Source organism: Streptomyces sp. NPDC044063, assembly GCF_056434285.1.
This window is the reverse complement of record NZ_JBWKFM010000011.1, coordinates 88,775-111,527: the sequence shown is the minus strand read 5'-3', so window position 1 is coordinate 111,527 and position 22,753 is coordinate 88,775. Positions and strand designations below refer to the sequence as shown.

At 75.7% G+C, this 22,753-nt stretch carries 17 protein-coding genes; 5 read left to right on the top strand and 12 right to left on the bottom strand.

What is annotated here, in order from left to right; genetic code table 11:
- Positions 1–134: 134 nt before the first annotated feature.
- The 3 genes from AC07BS_RS15990 to AC07BS_RS15980 all read right to left on the bottom strand — a co-directional run bounded on the left by AC07BS_RS15990 (position 135) and on the right by AC07BS_RS15980 (position 2,820).
- Positions 135–1,295 carry a HAMP domain-containing sensor histidine kinase gene (locus AC07BS_RS15990; RefSeq protein ID WP_478642560.1) on the bottom strand — a complete coding sequence of 387 codons (1,161 nt, stop codon included), beginning with the start codon at positions 1,293–1,295 and terminating at the stop codon, positions 135–137.
- Positions 1,292–2,029, bottom strand: coding sequence for a response regulator transcription factor (locus tag AC07BS_RS15985; RefSeq protein ID WP_478642562.1), 738 nt, complete (start codon positions 2,027–2,029; stop codon positions 1,292–1,294). The genes AC07BS_RS15990 and AC07BS_RS15985 overlap by 4 nt, the downstream gene beginning before the upstream one ends.
- 89 nt (positions 2,030–2,118) lie before the next feature.
- Positions 2,119–2,820 carry a spermidine synthase family protein gene (locus AC07BS_RS15980; protein WP_478642564.1) on the bottom strand — a complete coding sequence of 234 codons (702 nt, stop codon included), beginning with the start codon at positions 2,818–2,820 and terminating at the stop codon, positions 2,119–2,121.
- Between the two features lie 187 nt (positions 2,821–3,007).
- Here AC07BS_RS15980 and AC07BS_RS15975 point away from each other — a divergent pair, with 187 nt between their 5' ends.
- On the top strand, positions 3,008–3,838 hold the full coding sequence (locus tag AC07BS_RS15975; RefSeq protein WP_478932630.1) for a rhomboid-like protein: 831 nt from the start codon (positions 3,008–3,010) through the stop codon (positions 3,836–3,838).
- A gap of 126 nt (positions 3,839–3,964) precedes the next feature.
- A complete protein-coding gene (gene lon, locus AC07BS_RS15970; RefSeq protein ID WP_478932628.1) occupies positions 3,965–6,415 on the top strand; it encodes an endopeptidase La in 2,451 nt (816 codons plus the stop codon).
- A gap of 49 nt (positions 6,416–6,464) precedes the next feature.
- Here the strand turns inward: lon and fxsT are convergent, their stop codons facing one another.
- From fxsT to AC07BS_RS15935, 7 genes are all read right to left on the bottom strand, one after another.
- Positions 6,465–9,455, bottom strand: coding sequence for an FxSxx-COOH system tetratricopeptide repeat protein (gene fxsT / locus AC07BS_RS15965; RefSeq protein WP_478932626.1), 2,991 nt, complete (start codon positions 9,453–9,455; stop codon positions 6,465–6,467).
- Positions 9,456–9,516: 61 nt separating this feature from the next.
- Positions 9,517–10,857 (bottom strand): aKG-HExxH-type peptide beta-hydroxylase, encoded by a 1,341-nt coding sequence (locus AC07BS_RS15960; protein WP_478932624.1) that lies wholly within the window; start codon positions 10,855–10,857, stop codon positions 9,517–9,519.
- Between the two features lie 451 nt (positions 10,858–11,308).
- Entirely contained in the window at positions 11,309–11,503 is a 195-nt protein-coding gene (locus AC07BS_RS15955) for a hypothetical protein (RefSeq protein ID WP_478642576.1), read from the bottom strand.
- A 100-nt stretch (positions 11,504–11,603) separates the two neighbouring features.
- Positions 11,604–14,831: an SAV_2336 N-terminal domain-related protein gene (locus AC07BS_RS15950; RefSeq protein ID WP_478932621.1), complete on the bottom strand. Its 3,228-nt coding sequence runs from the start codon at positions 14,829–14,831 to the stop codon at positions 11,604–11,606.
- Positions 14,832–14,837: 6 nt separating this feature from the next.
- Complete coding sequence (locus AC07BS_RS15945) at positions 14,838–15,842, bottom strand: AAA family ATPase (protein WP_478932619.1); 1,005 nt, start codon at positions 15,840–15,842, stop codon at positions 14,838–14,840.
- Between the two features lie 174 nt (positions 15,843–16,016).
- Complete coding sequence (locus tag AC07BS_RS15940) at positions 16,017–18,179, bottom strand: VMAP-C domain-containing protein (protein WP_478642583.1); 2,163 nt, start codon at positions 18,177–18,179, stop codon at positions 16,017–16,019.
- Positions 18,176–18,571, bottom strand: coding sequence for a CU044_2847 family protein (locus AC07BS_RS15935; RefSeq protein WP_478932617.1), 396 nt, complete (start codon positions 18,569–18,571; stop codon positions 18,176–18,178). The genes AC07BS_RS15940 and AC07BS_RS15935 overlap by 4 nt, the downstream gene beginning before the upstream one ends.
- Positions 18,572–18,802: 231 nt before the next feature.
- Here AC07BS_RS15935 and AC07BS_RS15930 point away from each other — a divergent pair, with 231 nt between their 5' ends.
- Entirely contained in the window at positions 18,803–18,982 is a 180-nt protein-coding gene (locus AC07BS_RS15930; RefSeq protein WP_099201211.1) for a DUF6104 family protein, read from the top strand.
- Positions 18,983–19,067: 85 nt separating this feature from the next.
- Here AC07BS_RS15930 and AC07BS_RS15925 read toward each other — a convergent pair whose 3' ends face one another.
- Complete coding sequence (locus AC07BS_RS15925) at positions 19,068–19,913, bottom strand: hypothetical protein (protein WP_478642588.1); 846 nt, start codon at positions 19,911–19,913, stop codon at positions 19,068–19,070.
- A gap of 111 nt (positions 19,914–20,024) precedes the next feature.
- Here AC07BS_RS15925 and AC07BS_RS15920 point away from each other — a divergent pair, with 111 nt between their 5' ends.
- Together AC07BS_RS15920 and AC07BS_RS15915 are read left to right on the top strand one after the other, a co-directional pair.
- Complete coding sequence (locus AC07BS_RS15920) at positions 20,025–20,888, top strand: DUF4097 family beta strand repeat-containing protein (protein WP_478932614.1); 864 nt, start codon at positions 20,025–20,027, stop codon at positions 20,886–20,888.
- Complete coding sequence (locus tag AC07BS_RS15915) at positions 20,888–21,895, top strand: PadR family transcriptional regulator (protein WP_478932612.1); 1,008 nt, start codon at positions 20,888–20,890, stop codon at positions 21,893–21,895. Before AC07BS_RS15920 ends, AC07BS_RS15915 begins: the two co-directional genes overlap by 1 nt.
- Before the next feature lie 52 nt (positions 21,896–21,947).
- Here AC07BS_RS15915 and AC07BS_RS15910 read toward each other — a convergent pair whose 3' ends face one another.
- Positions 21,948–22,652 (bottom strand): VC0807 family protein, encoded by a 705-nt coding sequence (locus tag AC07BS_RS15910; protein ID WP_478932610.1) that lies wholly within the window; start codon positions 22,650–22,652, stop codon positions 21,948–21,950.
- Positions 22,653–22,753: the final 101 nt, after the last annotated feature.

Sequence of the window (22,753 nt, the reverse complement as noted above, 5' to 3'; positions counted from 1 at the left end):
CACACTCCGACCCGGGTTTCAGGGCATGACATGGCGGGAAAACCCGGTGGTTCCGCCCCTGCCGGGGTCTCCTGGGTTCGCCGAAGCCTGCCCCACGCCCGGTACGGACGTGTGCTCCCACCACCGACCCTACGTCAAGACGCTTCCCGAGGTCCGCCCGGAAGAGTGACCCTGATGCGGCACCCCCGGGGGGATTCGGCCACTCCTATGCTCCCGCCGTGGAGGTCGACGGCCCAGCGCGCGATCGCCAGCCCCAGCCCCGTACCCCCGTCGCCGCCCGGCCCCTGGGTCCCGGCGGAGCCCCGGTTGAAGCGCTCGAAGACCCGGTGCCGCTCGGACTCGGGGATGCCGGGCCCCTCGTCCACCACCTCCAGGGACAGGGACTGCGCGCCCTCGCCCCGCCGGGCGCGGACGGTGACTCGGCCGTGCGGGGGACTGTGCTTGACCGCGTTGTCCACCAGATTGGCCACCACCTGGTGCAGCCGTTCGGCGTCCGCGTGGGCGGTGAGCTCCGGCGGCGAGACGTCCAGGTGGAGGTGGACGTCCTTGCGGGCGCGGGGTGAGGAGCCGCTGCCGCACGCCATGCTGGCCTCCTTGAGCACCCCCGCGAGGTAGGGCCACACCTCGAAGCGCCGGGCGCGCAGCGGCACCACGCCGTTGTCCAGCCGGGAGAGGTCCAGCAGCTGTTCCACCAGACGGCCCAGCCGTTCGGTCTGCCGGAGGGCCGTGCGCATCGTCTCGGGGTCGGCGGCCGAGACGCCGTCCACCACGTTCTCCAGGACCGCCCGCAGGCCCGCGATGGGGGTGCGCAGCTCGTGGGAGACGTTGGCGACCAGTTCCTTGCGGTGGGTGTCCACCGCCTCCAGGTCGGCCGCCATCCGGTTGAAGGCGGTGGCCAGGTCCCCGAACTCGTCCCGCCGGCCCGCGCCCACCCGGCGGGTGTAGTCACCCTGCGCCATGGACCGGGTGACCTCGGTCATCTCGTCCAGCGGCGCGGTCAGGCCGTGCGCCACGAACTGGGTGATCAGCAGCGAGGCGATGATCGAGAAGATGGTGATCACCCGGATCTCGGTGGCCGAGTGGATCGCGACGAACACCAGGAAGGTCGTGATCACCACCGATCCGATGACCAGCGCGCCCAGCGCGGCCTTGACCGAGCGGTACGGGTCCAGGGGACGCAGCGCCTCCCAGACCCGGCCCCACAGGCCGGGGGCGGGCCCGCCGTCCTCCCCCTTGGCCCCCTTGGACGCCCTGCCGCCCTTGGCCCCCCTGGGCGCCTTGGCCCCCCGTGTCATGCCGCCGGGGTCTCCAGCGCGTACCCCACGCCGTGCACCGTGCGGATGCGCTCCGCCCCGATCTTCCGGCGCAGCGCCTTGATGTGGCTGTCCACCGTCCGGGTGCCCGAGGCGTCGGCCCAGTCCCACACCTCGGCCAGCAGCTGCTCGCGGGAGAGCACCGCGCGCGGCGTGTTGGCCAGGCAGACCAGCAGGTCGAACTCGGTGGGCGTGAGGTGGACGTCCCCGCCGCGCACCCGGACCCTGCGCTGGGCGTGGTCGATCTCCAGCTCGCCCAGCCGCAGGATGCCGCTGCGCGGCGTGTGGGCGGCCAGCGTGGCGCGTTCCACGCGGCGCAGCAGCACGTGCACCCGGGCCGCCAGCTCGCGCATCGAGAACGGTTTGGTCATGTAGTCGTCGGCGCCGACGCCGAGCCCGACCAGCATGTCGGTCTCGTCGTCGCGCGCGGTCAGCATGAGGACCGGAACCGGCCGCTGGGCCTGCACTCTGCGGCAGACCTCCAGCCCGTCGAAGCCCGGCAGCATGACGTCGAGGACCATGAGGTCCGGCTGCCACGCCTCGGCGGTGTCCACCCCCGCGGGCCCGTCGCCCGCCGTCCGTACCTGAAAGCCCTCGGCCCGCAGCCGGGCCGCGATGGCGTCGGTGATCGTCCTGTCGTCCTCGACGATCAGCACCCGTCGCTGAGCCCCGGCGGAGGCTGCGGCACCGCTCGGGCCGATGTGTGTCTGCTCCATGCGCCCCGCCCCTAGCGTCTTCCCGTAGCGTTCTCGCTGGCAGTCCTTCAGCTGTGGAAGGCAGGGTACGGGCACCCGGCGCGGCTCGGCTACGCGGCGCGGATGCCGAGGTGGACCACGTCGGGGACGCCTCGGGCAACGGTGATCTCTTCAGTGGTTACCCCGGCGAACCCGGCATTCCGGAGGGCTTGTTCGAACGCCGATGAGGGCTGCGCGGACCACACGGCGAGCACGCCGCCGGGCGTCAGCCGGGCCCGGCAGGCGGCGAGTCCGGCGGGAGAGTAGAGGCTGTCGTTGTCCTCGGTGACGGTCCAGTCCGGGCCGTTGTCGATGTCGAGGCAGAGCGCGTCGAACACGTCGTCGGACGTGCGTACGAAGTCGACGAGATCGGCGCGGACGACCGCGGTGCGCGGGTCGGCCAGGGCCTTCCCGGAGATCTCGGCGAGCGGGCCCGCGCGGTGCCAGTCGACGACCGCCGCCTCGCGCTCGACGACCGTGATCCGTCCCCAGCGCGGCTCGGCCGCCGCCCGGGCCAGCGAGAACCCCACGCCCAGGCCCCCGATCAGCACCGACGGGGCCGGGCGCGCCGCGGGCAGCGCGGCCAGGGCGGCGTCGACGAGCAGGCGCTCGGAGCGGCCGTCGGCGGTGTCCATCAGGAAGCAGCCGTTGGCGATGATCTCGTAGTGCGCCCCCCTGCGCCGCAGGACGACCTCCCCGTGCGGGCCCTCGCGGCGCTCCAGGGTGACGGGCGCCTCGTGCGCGACCGGCTGCCGGGTGTCCGGGACGGTCATTCCCATGCCTCCTCAGAGTCGACGACTCCGCCGACGCAACCGGGCGTCATGAGGTTGACGCCGGTGACTGGAGTCACGGCCAGAGGTTGATTCGGCGGACCGCTGTGCACCTTAATGTTCTCGTGCGGGTGACCGGAGGGATTTTTCCCGGCCACCCGGAACGATGCGCGGAAAGGGGCCTGACCGAGTGACTGCGGTGGACGCCGACGAGCACTCCGGCGCGTCGCCCTCGTCCCGCCGCCGCGCGCCCGTCCGCCGCGTGCTCCGGCGCCTCGGCCGGCTGCTGCCGACGCCCACCGGCGCCCCGTTCACGTTCTTCTACGGCCTCGTCCTCCTCGCCACGGCGGTCTACTCCGACCTCGGCGACGAGGCCACCGTCCATCAGCTGCTCCGCGACTCCAGCACGGACGCGGCCCACCTGGTCGAGCAGCCGCTGGTCGTCCTCGTGGCCAGCGCCCTGTGGGTCGCGGGCGGCGTCCGGTCCGCGTACGGGCCCGTCTTCGCGCTCGTCCTCACCGCGCTGGAGCACCGCGTCGGCCCGGCCCGCACGGCCGGGGTCTTCCTCGTCGGCCATGTCCTGGCGACCCTGGCGACGGAGCTGCCGGTGCTGGGCGCGGTCGCCGCCGGCCGGCTGCCCGAGGCCTCGCTGCACCGCCTGGACTACGGGATCAGCTTCGGCCTGATGGCCTGCGTCGGCGCCCTGTCGGGGCTGCTGCCGGCACGCGGCCGGTGGGCGCTGCTGGGTGTGGCGGGGGCGATGTGCGCCCAGGATCTGATCGAGCTGGCCGACCCGCTCGCCAGCTGGGGCCACCCGATCGCGCTGCTGACGGGGATCGCCTGCCACGGGCTGATCCGCGACGAGGCGCGCTCGCGCCGGGGGCGGACGGCCGTCCCGGCGACCCCGGCCGGACCGCCGCCGGCGCCCACGGTGCCCGGGTCCGGGTCCGTGTCCGTGCCGGGTCCGCGTACGGAGGACGAGGCGGCGCGCCGCCCGGCGCGGCCGCTGCAGCGCCGCTGAACACCCCTCTCCCTCACCCCCTTCAGCCGCTACTCGATCGCTCACAGCGAACAAAGCCCCGGGAACAACCACCTCTCCCCGTGCATTGAGTCGACATAGCTCAACTTGCCTGCCGAAGGGGAGATCATGGCTTCGATGTCCGCACCGCTCACCCTGCCCGTGCTGCCGCTCGACGACGAGGTGGTGCTGCCCGGCATGGTCGTGCCGCTCGACCTCTCGGCCGCGGAGGTCCGGGCCGCCGTCGAGGCGGCACAGGCCGCGGCGGGGTCCGGGGGCAAGCCGGAGGTGCTGCTGGTCCCCCGCGTCGACGGCACCTACGCGGGCGTCGGCACCCTGGGCACCGTCGAGCAGGTGGGCCGGCTGTCCGACGGCGACCCCGGCGCGCTGATCCGCGGCGTGGGCCGGGTCCGCATCGGCGCCGGGACGACCGGGCCGGGCGCGGCCCTGTGGGTCGAGGGCACCCGGATGGCGGAGGTCGTCCCCGACCCGCTGCCGGGCGCGGTGGCCGAGCTGATGAAGGAGTACAAGGCCCTCGCCACCAGCTGGCTGCGCAAGCGCGGCGCCTGGCAGGTCGTGGACCGCGTCCAGCAGATCGAGGACGTCGCCCAGCTCGCCGACAACTCCGGCTACTCGCCCTTCCTCACCGTCGCCCAGCGCGTGGAGCTGCTGGAGACCGCCGACCCGGTGGCCCGGCTGCGGCTCGCCGCGAAGTGGCTCGGCGACCATCTCGCCGAGCAGGAGGTGGCCGAATCCATCGCCAAGGACGTCCAGGAGGGCGTCGACAAGCAGCAGCGCGAGTTCCTGCTCCGCCGCCAGCTGGAGGCCGTCCGCAAGGAGCTGGCCGGTCTCGACGGCGACCCGGAGAACGAGACCGAGGACTACCGCGCCCGCGTCGAGGCCGCCGACCTGCCGGAGAAGGTGCGCGAGGCGGCCCTGAAGGAGGTCGGCAAGCTGGAACGGGCCTCCGACCAGAGCCCCGAGGGCGGCTGGATCCGCACCTGGCTCGACACGGTCCTGGAGATGCCGTGGAACGAGCGCACCGAGGACGCCTACGACATCCGGGGCGCCAAGGCCGTCCTCGACCGCGAGCACGCGGGCCTGGAGGACGTCAAGGAACGGATCACCGAATACCTGGCGGTGCGCAAGCGGCGCGCCGACCGGGGGCTGGGTGTGGAATGGGGGTCCCCCCTGCTCGAGCGGAGCCGAGAGCTTGGGGGAGGGCGGCGCGGGTACGGCGCGGTGCTCGCGCTCGTCGGCCCGCCCGGCGTGGGCAAGACCTCCCTGGGCGAGTCCGTCGCCCGGGCCATGGGCCGGAAGTTCGTCCGGGTCGCGCTCGGCGGCGTCCGCGACGAGGCCGAGATCCGCGGCCACCGGCGGACGTACGTCGGCGCGCTGCCCGGCCGTGTCGTCCGGGCGATCAAGGAGGCCGGTTCGATGAACCCGGTCGTCCTGCTCGACGAGATCGACAAGGTCGGCTCCGACTTCCGGGGCGACCCCGCCGCCGCCCTGCTCGAAGTCCTCGACCCGGCCCAGAACCACACCTTCCGGGACCACTACCTGGAGGTCGAGCTCGACCTGTCCGACGTGGTCTTCCTGGCCACCGCCAACGTCCTGGAGGCCGTCCCCGAGGCGCTGCTCGACCGTATGGAGCTGGTGCGTCTCGACGGCTACACCGAGGACGAGAAGGTCGTCATCGCCCGCGACCACCTGCTGCCCCGGCAGCTGGAGCGGGCCGGCATGGAGCCGGGCGAGGTCGTGGTGGAGGACGCGGCCCTGCGCTCCCTGGCCGGCGAGTACACCCGCGAGGCGGGCGTACGGAGCCTGGAGCGTGCCCTCGCCCGGCTGCTGCGCAAGGTCGCGGCCCAGCACGAGCTGGGCGAGCGGGAGCTGCCCCTCACCCTCGGCGCGGACCAGCTGCGCCCGCTGATCGGACGGCCCCACCACACCCCCGAGTCGGCCCAGGACCCGGCCGAGCGCCGTACGTCGGTGCCCGGTGTGGCCACGGGTCTGGCGGTGACGGGCGCGGGCGGCGACGTCCTCTTCGTCGAGGCGTCGCTGGCCGACCCGGAGACCGGGGGCGCGGGCCTGACGCTGACCGGCCAGCTGGGTGACGTGATGAAGGAGTCCGCGCGGATCGCGCTCTCCTTCCTCCGCTCCCACGGCGCCGAGCTGGAGCTGCCGGTCGGTGACTTCAAGGAGCGCGGCGTCCACCTCCACGTGCCGGCGGGCGCGGTGCCGAAGGACGGCCCGAGCGCGGGCATCACGATGACGACCGCCCTGGCCTCGCTGCTCTCCGGCCGCCGGGTCCGTCCGGACGTGGCGATGACGGGAGAGGTCTCGCTGACGGGCCGGGTGCTGCCGATCGGTGGCGTGAAGCAGAAGCTGCTCGCCGCGCACCGGGCGGGCATCACCACGGTGATCATCCCCAAGCGGAACGAGCCGGACCTGGACGACGTCCCGGCGGAGATCCTTGACGGGCTCGACGTCCACCCGGTCTCGGACGTCCGCCAGGTGCTGCGGCTGGCCCTGACCCCGGCGACGTCCGCGGCCGCGCCGGAGGTGCCGGTGGCGGTGTGAGACCGCCCCGGCACGTCCGCCCGGCCCGCCGGCCCGTGCGGGGCTCGGACTAGCCCATGTAGGGCTCGAAGTCCCAGTAGGGGCGCACGCGCTGGCGGGCCGCCAGGGTGTGGGGGTGCTGGGCGCCCAGGGTCCGGGTGAGGCGCTGGAGGGCGCTCTCCTCGACCTTGCCGGCCTCGTCGTGCTCCCTCAGGCCCCGGAGGTCCATGGCGAGGGCGACCTCGCAGGAGAGGGTGAAGGGGTGGTCCTCGCCCAGGGCGTGACGGGCGCGGCGCAGGGTGTCGCGGCTGAGCTCCTGGGCGCTGTCCAGGCGGCCGGTGAAATTGCGGCCGCCGGCGGCGTTCAGGGCGCAGCCCAGGACCCAGGGGTGGTCGGGGCCGAGGGTGGCGGTCAGGCCGGCCAGGGCCGCCTCGAAGAGGGTGAGGGCCTCGGCGCGCTCTCCGGCGGCCTGGAGGACGAGGCCGGTGTTGGAGAGCATGCCGGTGCTGATGGGGTGGGCGGGGCCGAGGAGCTCGCGCAGACCGGCCTCGCCCTCGGCGATGAGGTCGCGGGCCTGGCTCAGCTCGCCGTGTTCGCGGGCGTAGTTGCCGTGGTCCACGAGGAGGCAGACGGTGGCGTAGTGCCGCCGGCCGTGGACCTGCTCGGTCTGTTCGAGGAGGCTGGCCATGGCGCCGCCGACGTCCTGCGGGGCGCCGGCGCGGCGCTCGCACAGCACGAGGTTGTGGCGGGCGCGCAGGGTCTGCGGGTGCTGCGGGCCGAGGACCTGGACGTGCAGCCGCATGCCCAGCTCCTGGCGGGCCAGCGCGTCGCGATAGCGGCCCATCAGCCGCAGGTCGCGGGCGCAGGCGATGCCCGACACCAGGGTGGTGGCGTGACGGGCGCGCAGCAGGGACTCGCGCTTGCGCAGGGTCTCCAGGTCGACCTCGTACGCCTCGGCGTAGCGGCCCAGCAGCCGCAGGCTCGCGGCCAGGTTGTGCTGGGCGAGGAGGGTGAGGTAGTCGTCCGGGCCGAGGAGTTCGAGGGCGGACTCCAGGACCTCGCGCTGGGCCTGGAGGGCCTCGGCGAACTGTCCGAGGTAGCGCTGGTCGGCCGCCAGGCAGCTGGTGGCGGTCATCAGGTGGGTGCGGTCGGTGCCGGGGGTGGCGCGCAGCCGGTCCAGGAGCGCGCGGTCGAGCTCGTAGGCGGCCCGGAAGCCGCCGTAGGCCCGCAGGATGTTGCCCTGCTGGGTGGTGAGCTCGATCATGCGCGGGTGCTCGGGCGGGAAGAGCTCCGACCAGTGCTCGCGGACCTGTTCGGCGAGGGCGGCGCCGGTGCGGAACTCGCCGCTGCGGAAGCAGTAGCGCAGCAGGTTCAGGATGGTCTCCTGGACGCGCTCGTCCCGGCTGGCGAGGGCGCCGGACAGCTCCAGGTGCGGCAGCAGCTCGGCGTAGCGGGGCCACAGGCGGGAGTCCTGGGGGTTGCCGGGGTCGGCGGCGACCAGCATCCGGCGGACCACCTCGCGGTGCCGGGCGCGGTCGGCGGGTGAGGTGAGGCGGCCGACGATGTCGTGGACGATGCGGTGCATGTGCACCGACTCCTGCTCGGGGCCCGGCTCCTCGCCCGCGAGGGCGCTGCGGGTGTCCCGGGTGCACACCGAGTAGTTGACCAGGGTGTCCAGGGCCCGGGTCCAGCCGGCCAGGTCGGCGGCGAGCCAGCCGAGGCCGTCGGGCAGGTCGGCGGGCGCGAGGTGGCGGACGAGGCCGATGGGGATGCGGCCGGGGGCGAACGCGGTGCACAGCGAGAGCAGTTCGACCGCCTGCGGCTGGGTCTCCCGGAGCCGGTTGATCAGTATCGACCAGGAGGTGAGGGAGGAGCGGGGGACGCCGTCGAAGCCGCTCTGGTCGGCGAGGTCGGACAGCTCGCCGTCGCGCACCATGCGGAGGTAGTCGGTGACCTCCATGTCGGACTCGCCCAGCCAGGCGGCGGCCTGGACGAGGGCGAGCGGGATGTCGCCGAGCTCGGCGGCGACCTCGTCGGCCTGGTCGGCGGTGATGCGGGGAGCGCGGCGCATCAGATAGCCGGTGCTCTCGTGGCGGTCGAAGCCGGGGATCTCCACCAGGGTGGTGCGGCTGTCGTTCCAGCTGCGGTTGCGGGAGGTGATCAGCACATGGCCGGAACCCTCGGGCAGCAGGTCGTCGGCGCCGTCGATGTCGTCCCAGCCGTCGAAGACGATCAGCCAGCGCTTGTAGGGATCGCCGCGACGGAGCGCCTCGCCGACGGCCCGGATGCGCTCGCCCGGCTCGGAGCCGCTGGCCAGGCCCAGCTCGGGGGCGAGTTCGCCCAGGCGTTCGCGCAGGGTGCCCCGGGTGTCGGAGTTCACCCACCACACGACGTCGTAGTCGGAGCTGAACCGGTGGGCGTACTCGGCGGCCATCTGGGTCTTGCCGATGCCGGACATGCCCAGCAGGGTGACGACGCCGGCGCCCTGCTCGGCGTCCATCAGGTGCTGCTGGAGGCTGTTGAGGAGGTCGTCGCGGCCGGTGAAGCGGACGTTGCGGCGCGGGACCTCGCCCCAGACGGCCGGGGGGTCGTTGGGGAAGCGGGAGCCGGGCGCGGCGGGCAGCTGCCGGCGCGGCGAGGCGGCCGCCAGACCGAGCCGGCCGAGCAGCCGGCGCTCGGCCTCCTGGGCGCCCACGCTCCACAGGTCCACCGGCTCCAGCACGGCGCTGGCGGGCGGCAGCGCGCGGTTGGTGAGATTGACGGCGGCGAAGCGGTGGGCGTTGGCGGCGACGACCCCGCGCAGGGCCTCGCTCCACTCCCCCTCCCGGCGCGGCCCGAGCTGGAAGAACCAGTCGCTGAGGACGAGCAGTATCCGCCCGGAGGCCAGCAGCAGATCGCCCAGGGCGGTCTCCAGCGGGACCTCCCGCCGGGGGTCCCAGCGCTGGAGGGTCACCCGGTGGCCGTGGCTCTCCAGCCGGTGGCCGATCCAGGTGGCCCATGGCCGGTGGTACCCGGCGAAGACGACGACGAAATGCTCGCTGCCCTGCGCTTGCGTGGCCATCCGCACGTCTCCCTCTGTCCCTTCGCGCTGCGTCGGCCGAGGGGCCGGCACGGACGCAAGATTACCGTACGTCACTGACACGTGACGTAGCGCCGATCACCGCGGGCCGGTCGCGGAGCCGCCCCAGCTCCTCGAGGTGCCGCTCCATGCCGTCGGCGAACTCCCGGCCCGCCGAGGTCAGTTCAGCCGATTCAAGCAGGATGGGCAGGGCCCGCGCGACCTGCCGGAGGTAGGAATCGCGGCGCGCCCGGGCCTCGCGCCGGGCCGCCTCAGGGCCGGCGGGACGGTGGGCGGCGCGCGCCCACAGATCGGCCAGGGCCAGGTGGGCGTACGCGCCCTGGAGCACCCCGGCGAACGGGCGCGGGTCGGCCCGCCAGGCCACGCGGTGGACGGCGTCCGGGGCCGCCCGGTGCAGCGGCACGAGGTCGTGCAGCACGGAGAGCTTGGTGTGCTGGATCTCGTGGACGAGGACCTCGGCCAGCTCCTCGGCGGTGGCCGCCGGGGAGGCCAGCACGGCGCCGGGCGCCACCCGGTGGGTGGCGCTGACCCGGCCGGCGGCGCGCCCGTGCGGACCGGAGCGGGCGAGCGGCACCAGGCAGCGCAGCAGGGCGGTCACCTCGGCCGCCCGCTCCGGGTCGGTGGCACGCAGCAGGTCCAGCGCGGCCCGCCAGCGCCGGACCCAGGGTTCACCGGCGGTCTCGGTGCGGTCCGCGGCGGGCAGGGCCGCCCCGCTGACGCCCTCGGGCGGGGCCCGGTAGGGGTCGAGGTCGTCGACGAGCGCGTCGCCGCCGGGCAGCGCCGGCAGGCCCCGCCAGCCGGGTCCGAGGCCGGTGACGCGACCGATGACACGGCCGGTGACACGGCCGCTGACGCGCAGCAGGACGGGGCCGGCGCGGTGGCCGGCGGGGGTGGTGAGGCGGGCGGTGCGGCCGTGGGTGGTGAGCCGGACGGTGTCGGCGCCGGTCAGGGCGAGCCCGGCGCCGGGCAGGACGAGGGCACCGCCGGGGGTGGCCACATCCACGGTGAAGGCGGCACCCGCGCGCAGGGCGGCGGTCGCGGCGACGGCGCCGAAGTGGCCCAGGCCGTGGGCCAGGGCGTCGCCGTCGGGGGCGGTGAGGGTGCGGGCCAGCCAGTGGCCGACCGAGGGGTAGTCCAGGGTGTCGCGCACCGAGCGCCGGTCATGGGTCTCGGCGCGCTCGAGTAACCCCCAGTGCGCCTCGAAGCGGTCACGGACGGGCCCGGGCACGGCGCCGGGCCGCCGTTCGAGCCGGGTCAGCAGGGACTTGAGCAGCACCAGCCGAAGGCTGTGGGCGCCGTCGAGCAGGGCGGCCCGGTCGCCGGGGGCGGACCCGGTCCGGGACAACCGGGCCAGGGCCCCGGGCGGCAGGCGTTCAGCGGTCATACGGGCCCCCTCGGTCCGCTCGTTCGGTTCCGTCGGTCCGGCGCGGGTACGGGCCGCGCGCCGCGTGGCCGCGCGCGGGACGGCCGGGGACGGCTCGGTCGTACGGTCCGGTGCCGGTGCCGGTGGCGGTGGCGGTGGCGGTGGCGCGGGACGGTACGGGATCGGCCCGGTCACGTACGGTCGGCGCTCGTGCCGACAGCACGGGAACGCACGGGCCCGGCCCGGCCGCGGCGAACCGGCGCGGGGCGCCCCCGCCGCCGGCCGCAGGCGGGACCGTACGAGCCGGCCTGGACGCGGCGACCGGCGCGTGGCGCCTCTCGCCCCCGCCTCGCCGCTGCCGGCCTCGTACCCCTCTGTCCACCGCCACTCCCCGCTGCCGGCCGCCGACGGGACCGTACGAGCCCGGCCCGGGCACGCGCGAACCCGTACGGGCCCCGCCCCGTCGTCGTGGTCAGCGCGGGGCGCCCGTCGCGCCCGCCTCGCTGCTGCCGGAGTACCAGATCTCCCCCAGCTCCGCGGGGCGGGCGAGGGCGCGTTCCACGGCGGCGGCGACACCGGGGTCCGCCGTCTCGCGCAGGGCCCGCAGGCCGACGCCCGCCAGGTCGGGCAGCGGCGCGGCCGCGGCGGCGTTCTCGTGCTCAGGCACCCTCTCCTCCTCCCTGCCGCCGTCCGCCGGGGGCGTCCGTGCGGCTGGACGGTTCTTCCCGGGGCCCCCGGGGCGGAAACACGTCCGCCCCGGGGCCGGCTCACGCGCCGTCGAGTCGCTCGACGCTCTCCCGGGTCGCCCGGACCTCCGCCCAGGGCACCCGGGCCAGCCGGCCCGTCAGGTCCTGCCACTCGCGGCGGGCCGCGCGGTAGGCGGCCAGCGCCGCGTGCGGCAGGCCCATGCGCTCCAGGGCCCGCCCGTACCGGTGCAGGGCGCGCGCCGCGGTCACCGAGCCGGGCTCGCCGGGGTCGGCCAGGAGCCGCGCCTCCTTGGCGGCGGTGTCGAACGCGGCCGCGGCGTCGGCCACCGGCGCGGTCGTCGACAGGTCGCTCAGCGCCAGCCGGGCCGTGCCCAGCGCCAGCCAGGCCTCGGCGCGGGTGGCGCCGTCGGGGGCGTGGCGGGCGGCCTGTTCGAGGAGGTGGCAGCTCTCGTAGAGGTCGGGCGGGAAGCCCTGCCGGCCGAACCGCAGCACCAGGGCGCGCCCCAGCATCAGCTGGGTCCGCGAGCGCAGCGGGGAGCGGCCGGGGCTGACCGCGAAGGCCTCGCGCAGCACCGCCTCGGCGCGGCCGATCACGTCGGCGGGCCCGCCGTCGGAGGCCCCGTCCTCGCCGGTCTCCTCGGCCCGGCCCAGCAGCGACTCGCCCCATTCGGCCAGGAGTTCGCACCGCCGGACGCTGTGGCGCCCGGTGAGGGCGACGGCGGCGGCGTAGGCGTCGTCGGCCTCGGGCCAGGACCGGGCGCCGGCGTGGGTGCGGGCCTGTTCGGTGCGGCAGTCCAGGAGTTGGGCGTCGTCGACGGCCCGCCGGGCGGCCGCGTCGAGCACCGCGAGCGTGCCGGCGGCGGGCGCGCCGGACAGCCGCAGGGCCCGGGCGAGGTCCAGCAGGGCGGCGCAGCGCCGGACGTCCGGCGCCTCGGCGGCCTCCAGCAGCGCGTGGCCCGCGCGGAGTTCGGCGGCGGCCTCGGCGGCGCGTTCCGTCGTGCGGTGGCCCGTCCGGGCGAGGGCGAGGAGCACCCGGCCGAGCCGCAGGTGGCGTTCGTCCGTGCCGCCGGGAAGGGCGCGCAGCGTGCGTTCGGCGGCGAGCAGCCGCTCCGGGTCGCCGTCGGCGAGCCAGGCGGCGTGCTGGGCGGCGGCCAGGTCCAGGGCGGCCTCGGTGTGCCGCTCGCTCGCGGGGTCGGTGTGGTCGTGGGCCTCGGTCAGCAGGGCGACGGCCTCTGTCAACAGGGTGTGCCGCTGGGTGGGGTCATGGCGTACGGACTCGGTGCCGGCCAGGGCGCGCAGCACCCCGGCGAGGGCGAGCCGGGCCCGTATGCCCTCCGCCGCCGGGTCCGCCGCGTCGAGGGGGGCGGTCGCGGCGGGGGCGGCGCGGTCGCGGGCCTCGTGCAGCAGGGTGGGGTCGGCCTGGACGCGCCACAGCCGCAGCAGGCGCTCGGCCTCGTCGACCGGGCCGCTGCCGAGGGGCACCGGCCGGTACCAGCGCACGACCCGGGCGGGCACCTCGGCGAAGAGCTCCGGCTCGGCCGGGACGCCGGTGGGTGGCGGTCCTGCGTCCGGTCCGGTGCCCTCCCGCCCGGGGCCGGGGCGGACGGGGCCACCGGAGAGCTGGGCGGCGGCGAGCGCGGAGAAGTTGCGGGCGCCCTTGCCGAAGTGGCGTTCCACGTAGTCGGAGCAGTGCTTGAGGACGAGGGCCGCGGCGCTCTGGTCGAGGGACCGCAGGAGCGTCTCCCGCACCCCGTCGGCGAACTCGTAGCGCGGCCCGTCGCCGGCCCCCGCGCCGTCGGCCGGGCCCTGGTCGGGCAGCCGCCACAGCAGCCCGCTGAGCAGCACCTCGGCCAGTTCCATGGGGCCGGTGTCGGGCAGCATCGCCCGCTGGACGACCTGCATGACCGGCAGGGTCAGCGGTACGGCCGCCAGGTGCACCGCGAGCCGCAGGGCGCCGGGCGAGGCGCCGGAGCGGAAGGCGCGCAGCAGCGCTCCGGGGTCGTACGCGGCGCCCTCGCCGGGCGCGTGCGCCGGCACCGGGCGCGGCGGGTGGTCCGGCAGCAGCCACGCGGCGGCGCCGTGCACGACCGACCGGCCGGGCCCGGACAGCAGCCGGGCCCAGGTGCCGAGCGCCGCGCCGGTGGGCAGCAGGACCGGTACGGGCAGCGCCCCGGCGGGTCGGGGCGGGCCGTAGCCGTCGGGGTCGAACCGCGGCCGGCCGCCCGTGGCGGGGTCGCGGACGAGCGTGCCGGGCTGGGCGGGCAGGGCGGTGCGCGGCCACAGGCGCGGCGGCAGCGGCTGGACGACGGCCAGCGGCGCGGTGCGCGCCCAGTCGTGCAGCAGCCGCTGGGCCGTCCCGTCCTGCCACAGCCGGCCCACACAGTCGCTGACGACCAGGGTGAGGCTGCGCCCGGTGGGGTCGCGGAACTGCCCGGCGGCGCGGGGGTGCGGCCGGCCGGCGCCGACGGGCGGGGCGGTGGTGCCGATCAGCGGCCCGCCGTCGGCGCCGCGGTGCAGATAGCGCACCTGGACGTCGCGGAAGACCCCGAGTTGGGCGCAGGTCTGGCGGAGCTCCTCCGGCATGTGCTCCCAGACGGCCATCGAGGGCGAGACGTCCATGAGCAGCTGCATGGTGGCCGTCCGCCGCGCGCCGGGCCGGTGGACGGGGGCGAGCACGCCGGAGGCGGCCGCCTGCTCGGCGGTGGCGTCCTCGTCGAGCGGGCCCAGGCCGCGGGGGCCGGGGGCGCGGTAGCCGCGCAGCGGGCGCAGGGCGCGCTGGAGGCCGAGGAGGCCGGGCAGGGCCGAGGCCATGGGGAGGCGGACGGGGAAGGTCTCGCCCCGCGTTCCGTCCCGGGTGCCGTCGCCCGCGGTGCCGGACTGTTCGGCTCCGATGGGCGTCCCCCGGCCGCCGCGGGCGTAGAGGGCGACGGGACCGGAGCGCTCCGCTCGGGGCCCGGCCGAACCCTCCCCGGGCCCCCGGGAGTCCTGCCGCGCGGTCCCGGGCCCGGGCCGGCCGGGCCCGGCGCGGCGCTCGGCGTCCCTGCCGTCATCCCTGCTGTCGCCCCTGCCGTCATCCCTGTCGTCGTCCCGGCCGGCTTCAGGGTCGGCGTGCCGGGGCGCCCCGTCCGCCGGGTCCGGTCCGTCCGCCGGGCCCGGCGGCACGGCGGACGGGGTGACCCACCGGGCCAGCCACACGGCGTCGGCGAGCTCGCGCGCGGTGAGGTCCCAGTGCGCGGCCCGCAGCCGGGCGACCAGTTGCCCCAGCCGATGGTCGGGGGGCGCCGTCATCTCTCATCACCTCGGACGGTCCAGTGGCTGCATGAGCATGTTCGCGAGGCGCTCGCGGGTGACGCGTTCGGTGCGGGGCGCGTGCTGGGTGAGGAAGAGGGCGTTGAGCAGCTGGTCCGCGGCGATCACCTCGCCCGGCTCGCGTTCCAGGAAGCGCTGGACGAGCTCCTCCCCGTCCGTCACCGCGTCGTCGCCCAGATGCGCCCTGATCATGGCGGTCACCTGGTCCTCGCGCGGCGGTTCGAGGTCGAGCTGGATGCAGCGGCGCAGCAGGGCCGCGGGGAAGTCGCGTTCGCCGTTGGAGGTGAGGACGATGAGCGGGAACGTCGTGCAGCGCACCCTGCCGCCGCTGACGACAGTGTGCTCGCCGTCGTCGGTGAGGACCTCGACCTCGGGCTCGCGGTCGGCGATCCGTTCCAGCTCGGTGAGCCGGAACTCCCCCTCCTCCAGGACGTTGAGGAGGTCGTTGGGCAGGTCGAGGTCGCCCTTGTCGAGCTCGTCGATCAGGAGCGTGCGCGGCGTCTCCCGGGGGAGCAGGGCGGTGCCGAGCGGGCCGAGCCGGACGTACGAGCCGATGGGGCGTCGGTCGGCGGTGTCCCCGCCGGCCCGCTCCAGCTGGACGTCCTGGAGGCGGGCGATGGCGTCGTAGTGGTAGAGGCCGTCGCGCAGGGTGCTGCGGCTGACGATCGGCCAGCGCAGCACGCGGCCCAGGCCGAGCTCGTGGGCCACGGCGTGGGCGAGGGTGGACTTGCCGGTTCCGGGAGCGCCGGTGACCAGGAGCGGCCGGCGCAGGTAGAGGGCGGCGTTGACGGCCTCCACCTCCTCGGGGCGCGGATGGTGGTTCTCCACCAGGCGGCGCAGCACGCCGAGGCGGCGGGCGGCGCTGGGGTCGGTGCCGGAGCCGGTGTCGGGTCCGGCGGCGGCGAAGTCGCGCCAGGGCGGGGGCGGGGGCAGCCGCCGGATCCCGTCGTGCGGCAGGCCGGCTCCCCGGTAGATGCGCCAATCGTTCACACTGGGCTCCTCGTAGCTCTGGGCTCCTCGTGGCTGGTGATGACCGTGTGGCCCGCCGTGCCCGGGGCCTCGCGTGCCTGCCGTGAACCTGTGCCCTCCCCCGCTCGAAGGTACCGTCACGACACTGCCCTGCCGACCCCTTTCGGATTCCCCTGGCACGTACTTGACGTGCCGTCATGCGACGGTCCCCGGACGGGCGCCGGGGGCGCGCAACGGCGTGTCGAGCTCCGGCGGACGATCCGGATCGTCGAACAGGAGGGCGATGGAGCATGCCCACGCGACCTCCGGATCAGGGAAGTCGGGGTCACCGCAGCGGATGCGGAGGCTACGGATGCGCCGGTGGAGCCCCTCGGCGTTCCCGGCCTCGCACACCAGCCCGGCGGCCCGCTCGTGGAATTCGGCGCAATCCGTGTGCCCGGTGGCCCCGCGGCGCCAGATCACCACGCCGTGGCCGGCGGCCAGCGCCGCGTCCAGCGCCATGGCGCCCGCGCCGCGGGCGACCCCGCCGCAGTACACCGGGACGACCGTGTCCGGCGCCTCGGACAGCCGCCCGTACACCGCGTGGCCGCCCTCCCGGCGCGGCCCGTCGTGGCCCTGCGCCGGCACCTCGCGGCGCAGCGGTACGGCGGTCACCGGGCCCAGGGCCGTGCCCTTGAAGCGCCGGTGCCACTCGGGGGTCGCGGGGCGGTCCCGGCGCTTGCGGTCCTTGAGCACCACCACCCGGCGCAGGCCCAGCGGCAGGGTGTGCGGATCGAAGCCGTCCACGGGGGCGCCGGGCGGCGACAGCCGCCAGTCGTCCAGCGGCTCGTCGAACAGCTCGCGCGGCAGCACCAGATGCAGCTCGGCGAGGTGCTCGCCGACGTCGCCCAGGTCCAGCGCGGCGGCGACGGGCTCGCGCAGCGCCTCCCACAGCAGGGCCCGGCGCACCCCCTCCTCGTGGGAGCGCAGCGGGGTGACCACGCCGTCCTCCAGCAGGAGTTTGACGCGCCAGGGGTAGCGGTCGCCGTAGGTCAGCGGATCGACCTCGACGATCACGTCGCCCCGGCGGCGGGCGCTGCGCTCGGCAGGACCGGGCTCGACGTCCCGGGGCTCGGGCTTGCGCAGCTCGACCGTGCCCGGCGGGGCCGTGCCGCGCGGCGTGCCCGGGTCGGCCGCGCCGCCGTGCAGGATCTGCCCGATCTCCTCGCGGATGACGTCCGACAGCGGCTCGGCCTCCGCGCTCAGCCAGCCGCTCAGGTCGCGCAGCGGTGCGAGGTCCCGGTCCCGGCCCAGGCGGCTGACGGCGGCCGCGACCCGGGCCGCGTACAGCAGCACCGCCTCCAGCTCCAGGTCGCGGCCCCGCTCCTGCCCCGCGTCCGCGGCGCCGCCGGGCCCGTCCCGCAGGTCGTAGAGCAGCCCCGCGCCCTCGCGCCAGCTGCGCGGGTCGTGCTCGACACCGGGCTGGTACGGGTCCTGGATCACCCGCCGCTTGGTGTCGTCGACCAGTTGCATCACCTCGCCGGACGTGCCGGGCGGGGTGAGTTCGGCGAGCCGGGCGAAGAGGTGGGTGCGCAGGCGCGGGGTGAACCCACCGGCGGGCGCCCCGGCCGGCGCCTCGCGCAGCCGCTGCTGGAGCCCGGGCCAGCTGCCGCGGGAGCCCAGGGCGCGGTAGCGCTCGTAGTGGTACCGGTCGTGGGCGCGGACGATCGCGTGCAGCCGCTCCCGGCCCGCCCGGTCGTCGGCGAGCCGGCGCAGGGCGGTGACCGGCACGGCGAGGCCGGCGGTGTCCTTGCCCCGGCCCTTGCTGACGCCGATGACCGCGCCCCGCCCGGTGTCGACCACGGGGCCGCCGGAGCAGCCGGCGACCGGGATCTCACCGCGCAGCAGCATGGCGCTGCCGTCGCGGCCGTCACCGCCGCTGGCGGTGCCGATGCCATGGCGCAGGGCGAGCTCACCGGTCTCCCGCGACCATCCGTGGAGGCTGATGTCGGCGGGCACGATCGCCGAACGGTCGCTCAGCCACAGGCAGGCGGCGTCCTCCGCGCCGTCCACCTCGATCAGCGCGAGGTCCGGCATGGGCCAGGGCCGGGGCGGGCGGTCGGGGTCGGCGAGCGCGGGCAGGGCGAGCGCGACCCGGCCCTCGGTGGTGCGCTCCCGCGCGTCCGTGATGTCGACGGACGTGGCGCCGCGGAGGACGTCGCCGCCCCCGTTCCCCACGACATGGGCGCAGGTCAGGACCCATCCGGGGGCGATGAAGAAGCCGCTGCCCCAGAACCGGGCGCCGCCGCGGTCATTCGCCCCGCCGCGCTCCGAGACGCGCACGATCGCGTGGCGCGCGGGCCCTTCCAGGGCGCTCAAGGAGCGCCGGGGCCGGTGGGGGCGGTGGGGCTGGTGGGGCCGGTGGGCTCCCCCTGCTCGGCCCGTTCCGTCCAGGTGAGCGACACGGTGATCGAGGCCTTGCCGCTGCCGTCGGCGATGAGACTGACCACCTGGCCCGCCTGGGCGGCCAGTTCGATGCCGAACTCCACCGTGACCTCGTGCGGCCGCGCCGCCGCGAGACCCATGCGGAGCGATCCGACGACACCGCGCACGGCGTCGGCGAGTCCACCCGCCATATCGGCCACGCGCCGGGCGGCGCTCGAATCCTCGTACGCGCCCCCGGACGCCTCCGCGAGCTGCTCCGCTTCCGCGATCCGCGCCCAGACGACCGTGCCGTCGTCCAGCCGGACCTGAGTGATGCCGTCGGCCACGCGCCACCCCCGTTACCGCGTCCGCGGTGCTTCCGCGGATGTCGCCGAATGCCGTGCTGCGAGCTGCTGTGTCGTGAGCGCTGTTCCTCTGGACGCCGTCGTCGTCGCGTGAGGCAGCAGGCTAGTCCTCTGATCGGACCGGCGCGAGAGGTCCTGGCCAATGCCCTCGGGGCCGCCGCCTATCCTGGGCTGGACTGCAACCCCCGTCCACCATCCCCTACGGAGATCACGTTGTACTTCACCGACCGCGGCATCGAGGAGCTGGAGAACCGTCGGGGCGAGGAGGAGGTCTCCCTCGCCTGGGTCGCCGAACGGCTCCGCGAGTTCGTCGACCTCAACCCGGACTTCGAGGTCCCGGTCGAGCGGCTCGCGACGTGGCTGGCGCGCCTGGACGACGAGGACGACGAGTAGGGAGAGCAGGGACGGCGAGTAGGAACAAGGCGGACGGGGAGAGGACGGCGGGGATGCCCGCCGTCCTCTCCCGCGCCCCGGTCGTCTACCGCTGCCTCCGGGCCTTCCCCGCGCGCGAACGCCAGGCGTCGTAGGCGATCGTCAGCGCTCCGTCGGCGACGAGCACCGCGCCCGCGGCGGCCCAGCGCCGCCGGGAGCCGGCGCCGCGCCGGGCGTGGACCAGCAGGGAGACGCCGGCGGCGATCTCGGCAGCGCCGAGCGCCCGCGCCTTGGGACCCCGTATCCACTCCCCCAGCAGGCCCTGCTCCGACGCGTCGAGGTTGCCGCGCACCGCCTCCCGCCAGCCGGGCCACTCCACGGCCTCGGCGTCGGGGGCCGCCTCGGCCGCGACGCGCAGGGCGCTCGCGCTCGCGCCCGGGGTGAAGCCGGCCGGCAGGTGGAGCCCCGCGCGGGCCAGCACCGCGATCACACCCAGGACCCGGGCGGCGGCGTCGGCGTCGGAATCCGGCCGCGTCAGCCGGTCGAAGGCCTCGGCGTCCAATACGGGGTCCAGGCCCAGCCGGGCCCGCAGGGCGGTCATCGCGCCCTCCTCCCCCAGCGGCGCGCCGTCGGCGAGCCAGGTGTAGCCGACCGTACGGCGGAAGCCCGCCGCCACCACGAAGCCCGCGCCCTCCTCGTCCCACCACAGTCCGACCGCGGGCCAGGACTCGGCGACCGTCAGGGCGTGCGCCCACTCGGCCGTGACCGCGGCGAGGTGGCTGCCCTCCGCACGCCAGGCCTCCTCTCCCGGCACCAGCACGCTCCAGCCCTCGCCCGCCGGGGCGAGGATCAGCGGCTCGCGCAGCAGCTGCGCGGACGGTCGGACACGGTCGGGCTCGGCCCGGCAGAGCAGCAGTACCCCCGCCGCCCGGCTGTGATCAGTTGCGGACATGCGTCAACGCTAAGCCACGCGGACGACCCTTGACTTCCGATGGACGCGATATATCGTGTTTATCGAAGACGCGATATGTTGCGTCCTCTCCCAACGCAGAGGAGGCCCGGAATGTCGGACCGGTCCGAGTGGTCACTCGCCGCGCCACAGAAGCTCACCTTCGAGGAGCCGGTCACGGCCCTGAACGTGCGCGTCGTCGGTGGCACCGTCAACGTCGTCGGCACGGACAGCGGCCCGGCCGGCCTGGAGCTCTCCGCGATCGACGGCCCTCCGCTGATCGTCACCCACCAGGAGGGCCTGCTCACCGTCGCGTACGAGGACCTGCCCTGGAAGAACTTCCTCAAGTGGCTCGACCGCAAGGAATGGAAGCGCAGCGTCACGGTCACGCTGACCGTGCCGACCGCCACCCGCGTCGAGGTCGGCGTCGTCGGCGCGAGCGCCGTGGTCTCCGGAGTCTCCGGTGCCACGGACGTCCGCGGCGTCACGGGTGACACCACGCTCGTGGGCCTGCGGGGCGCGGTGCGCGCCGAGACCGTCTCCGGGCACCTCCAGGCCCAGTCCCTCCATGGCGACCTGCGCTTCAACTCCGTCTCCGGCGACCTCACCCTCATCGAGAGCGCCGGCACCACCGTGAAGGCCGAGACGGTCAGCGGCGACATGACGGTCGACCTGGCCGCCGGCGCCCCCGCCCACCCGACGCTCGACCTCACGAGCGTCTCGGGCGAGGTCGCCGTCCGGCTGCCGCACCCGGTGGACGCCGAGGTGAACGCCAACACCACCAGCGGCCAGGTGTCCTGCGCCTTCGAGGACCTCCGGGTCAGCGGCCAGTGGGGCGCCAAGCGCATCACCGGCCGGCTCGGCTCCGGCCACGGCCGGCTCAAGGTCACCACCGTCTCGGGCGCGGTGGCGCTGCTCCGGCGGCCCCCGTCCCAGGACGACACCGCCGGCACCCCTTCCCAGGGAAAGGTCCTCTGATGCCCCCCGTCTTCGCCCACGGCCGGCTGCGGCTCTACCTCCTCAAGCTCCTCGACGAGGCGCCCCGCCACGGCTACGAGGTCATCCGGCTGCTGGAGGAACGCTTCCAGGGCCTGTACGCGCCCTCCGCCGGCACCGTCTACCCGCGCCTGGCCAAGCTGGAGGCCGAGGGCCTCGTGACCCACACCAACGAGGGCGGGCGCAAGGTCTACTCCGTCACCGACGCCGGGCGCGCCGAGCTCGCCGAGCGCCAGGGCGAACTCGCCGAACTCGAACTGGAGATCCGCGAGTCCGTCGCAGCCCTCGCCGCCGACATCCGCGAGGACGTCCGCGGCGCCGCGGGCGACCTCCGCCGCGAGATGCGCGAAGCGGCCCGCCAGGCCCGCTCCGACACCGCCTCGGGCGGCCACCCCGGCGACTATCTCGCCGGTGCCAAGGAGGAGTTGCGCAAGGCCAAGGAGGAGTGGAAGGAGCAGGCGCGCCGAGCGAAGGAGGAGAGCCAGCGCGCCCGCCAGGAGGCCCACAACGCCCGCCGCCAGGCCCGCGCCGCCCAGGACCACGCCCGCGAGGAGATGCTCCGCATCCAGGAGCGGGTACGGGAGCAGGTGCGCGAGCACTCCCGCAAGGGCGACTGGCCCGCCGGCCTGGTCGAGGGCTTCGGCGCCCTGGCCCGGGAACTGGGCAACCTGGCGGGCCAGGCCGCCCGCACGGAGCCCCCGACGACCATCACGGTCGAACGCACGGACCATGTGCGGGGTGACGAGCACGTCGCCCGCGAGGACGCTCCGGCGGACGGAGTCCCGCTCCCCGACTGGGCCACGGCCGACGACGCCTTCTCCAAGGACCCGGCCCGCGACCTGGACCGCCTCCTCGACCGCTTCCGCGACGAGGTACGCGACGCGGCACGCGACCACGGAGTGACGGCCGATCAGCTGGCCGAATCGCGACGCCACTTGGCGGCAGCGGCGGCGCGGATCGGCGCCCTGCTGCGGGAGCGACGGGACTGAGCGGCCCGGGGACGGAGCCGGCACCGGGGACTCCGGTGCCGGCCGGTGGCCGTCAGGCGGCGGTGCCGGCCCCGGCCGCCTCCGCGACGACCATCTTCTCCATGGGGTCGGCGGCGGTGCCGCCCGCGACGACCATCGCGCCGACGATGGCGACGCCGAGGATCACATTGCCCAGCCACACCATGGTGTCGGTGGGCAGCGTGTAGGCGCCGATGACGCGCGCGACGGCCTCGGCGAGGAGAGCGGAGCCCCAGATCACCGAGAACCTCCGCTCGGCGGCGCGGAAGCGCTCCGAACTGGATATCAGCCGGTCCCAGGCGGCACTCCGGCCCGTGTCGCCCCGCGTGACCCACGGCCGCAGACCCGCGCTCATCAGCGGCCGCCCGGCCAGGACCGACACGAGCACCATGGCCCCCACCACGCCCGAGCCCGCGCTCTCCTTGGCGAGCATCAGGCGGACGTCGCCGGTGAGCGAGGAGAGCGCCAGCCCCAGGACGTTGACGGCGAGGATGACGGCGGCGAGCCCGTTGAGCCGCCGGTCACGGACGAGCGCCCAGACCGTGCGCCCGGCCGGCAGCACACTGCTCCAGGCCAAGGCGGCGAAGGTGCTCATGCCGACGGGCCCGTGCAGCACGTAGTAGGCCGCCATGGGCAGAACGGCGTCCACCACCAACGGCGCGAGACTCTCGGCCAGAGCCCGCCGCTGGTCGCCCCCACTCCGCCCGGCCGGCACCGTCGCCTTCGTGTCAGTCCGCATGATGAGCTCCCCCGTGAGTCGTACAAGCCCCTGGCTGGGGACACGTACAAGCATCCCGGCCGAGCCCCCTTCCCCGGCAGAGCGGACTGTCCACGACTCGG

What these genes read in the sequence shown, in the direction of transcription:
- AC07BS_RS15990 (WP_478642560.1), bottom strand. Translation starts at nt 1,295, where the DNA reads ATGACACGGGGGGCCAAGGCGCCCAGGGGGGCCAAGGGCGGCAGGGCG.
- AC07BS_RS15985 (WP_478642562.1), bottom strand. Translation starts at nt 2,029, where the DNA reads ATGGAGCAGACACACATCGGCCCGAGCGGTGCCGCAGCCTCCGCCGGG.
- AC07BS_RS15980 (WP_478642564.1), bottom strand. Translation starts at nt 2,820, where the DNA reads ATGACCGTCCCGGACACCCGGCAGCCGGTCGCGCACGAGGCGCCCGTC.
- lon (WP_478932628.1), top strand. Translation starts at nt 3,965, where the DNA reads ATGGCTTCGATGTCCGCACCGCTCACCCTGCCCGTGCTGCCGCTCGAC.
- fxsT (WP_478932626.1), bottom strand. Translation starts at nt 9,455, where the DNA reads ATGGCCACGCAAGCGCAGGGCAGCGAGCATTTCGTCGTCGTCTTCGCC.
- AC07BS_RS15960 (WP_478932624.1), bottom strand. Translation starts at nt 10,857, where the DNA reads ATGACCGCTGAACGCCTGCCGCCCGGGGCCCTGGCCCGGTTGTCCCGG.
- AC07BS_RS15950 (WP_478932621.1), bottom strand. Translation starts at nt 14,831, where the DNA reads ATGACGGCGCCCCCCGACCATCGGCTGGGGCAACTGGTCGCCCGGCTG.
- AC07BS_RS15925 (WP_478642588.1), bottom strand. Translation starts at nt 19,913, where the DNA reads ATGTCCGCAACTGATCACAGCCGGGCGGCGGGGGTACTGCTGCTCTGC.
- AC07BS_RS15920 (WP_478932614.1), top strand. Translation starts at nt 20,025, where the DNA reads ATGTCGGACCGGTCCGAGTGGTCACTCGCCGCGCCACAGAAGCTCACC.
- AC07BS_RS15915 (WP_478932612.1), top strand. Translation starts at nt 20,888, where the DNA reads ATGCCCCCCGTCTTCGCCCACGGCCGGCTGCGGCTCTACCTCCTCAAG.
- AC07BS_RS15910 (WP_478932610.1), bottom strand. Translation starts at nt 22,652, where the DNA reads ATGCGGACTGACACGAAGGCGACGGTGCCGGCCGGGCGGAGTGGGGGC.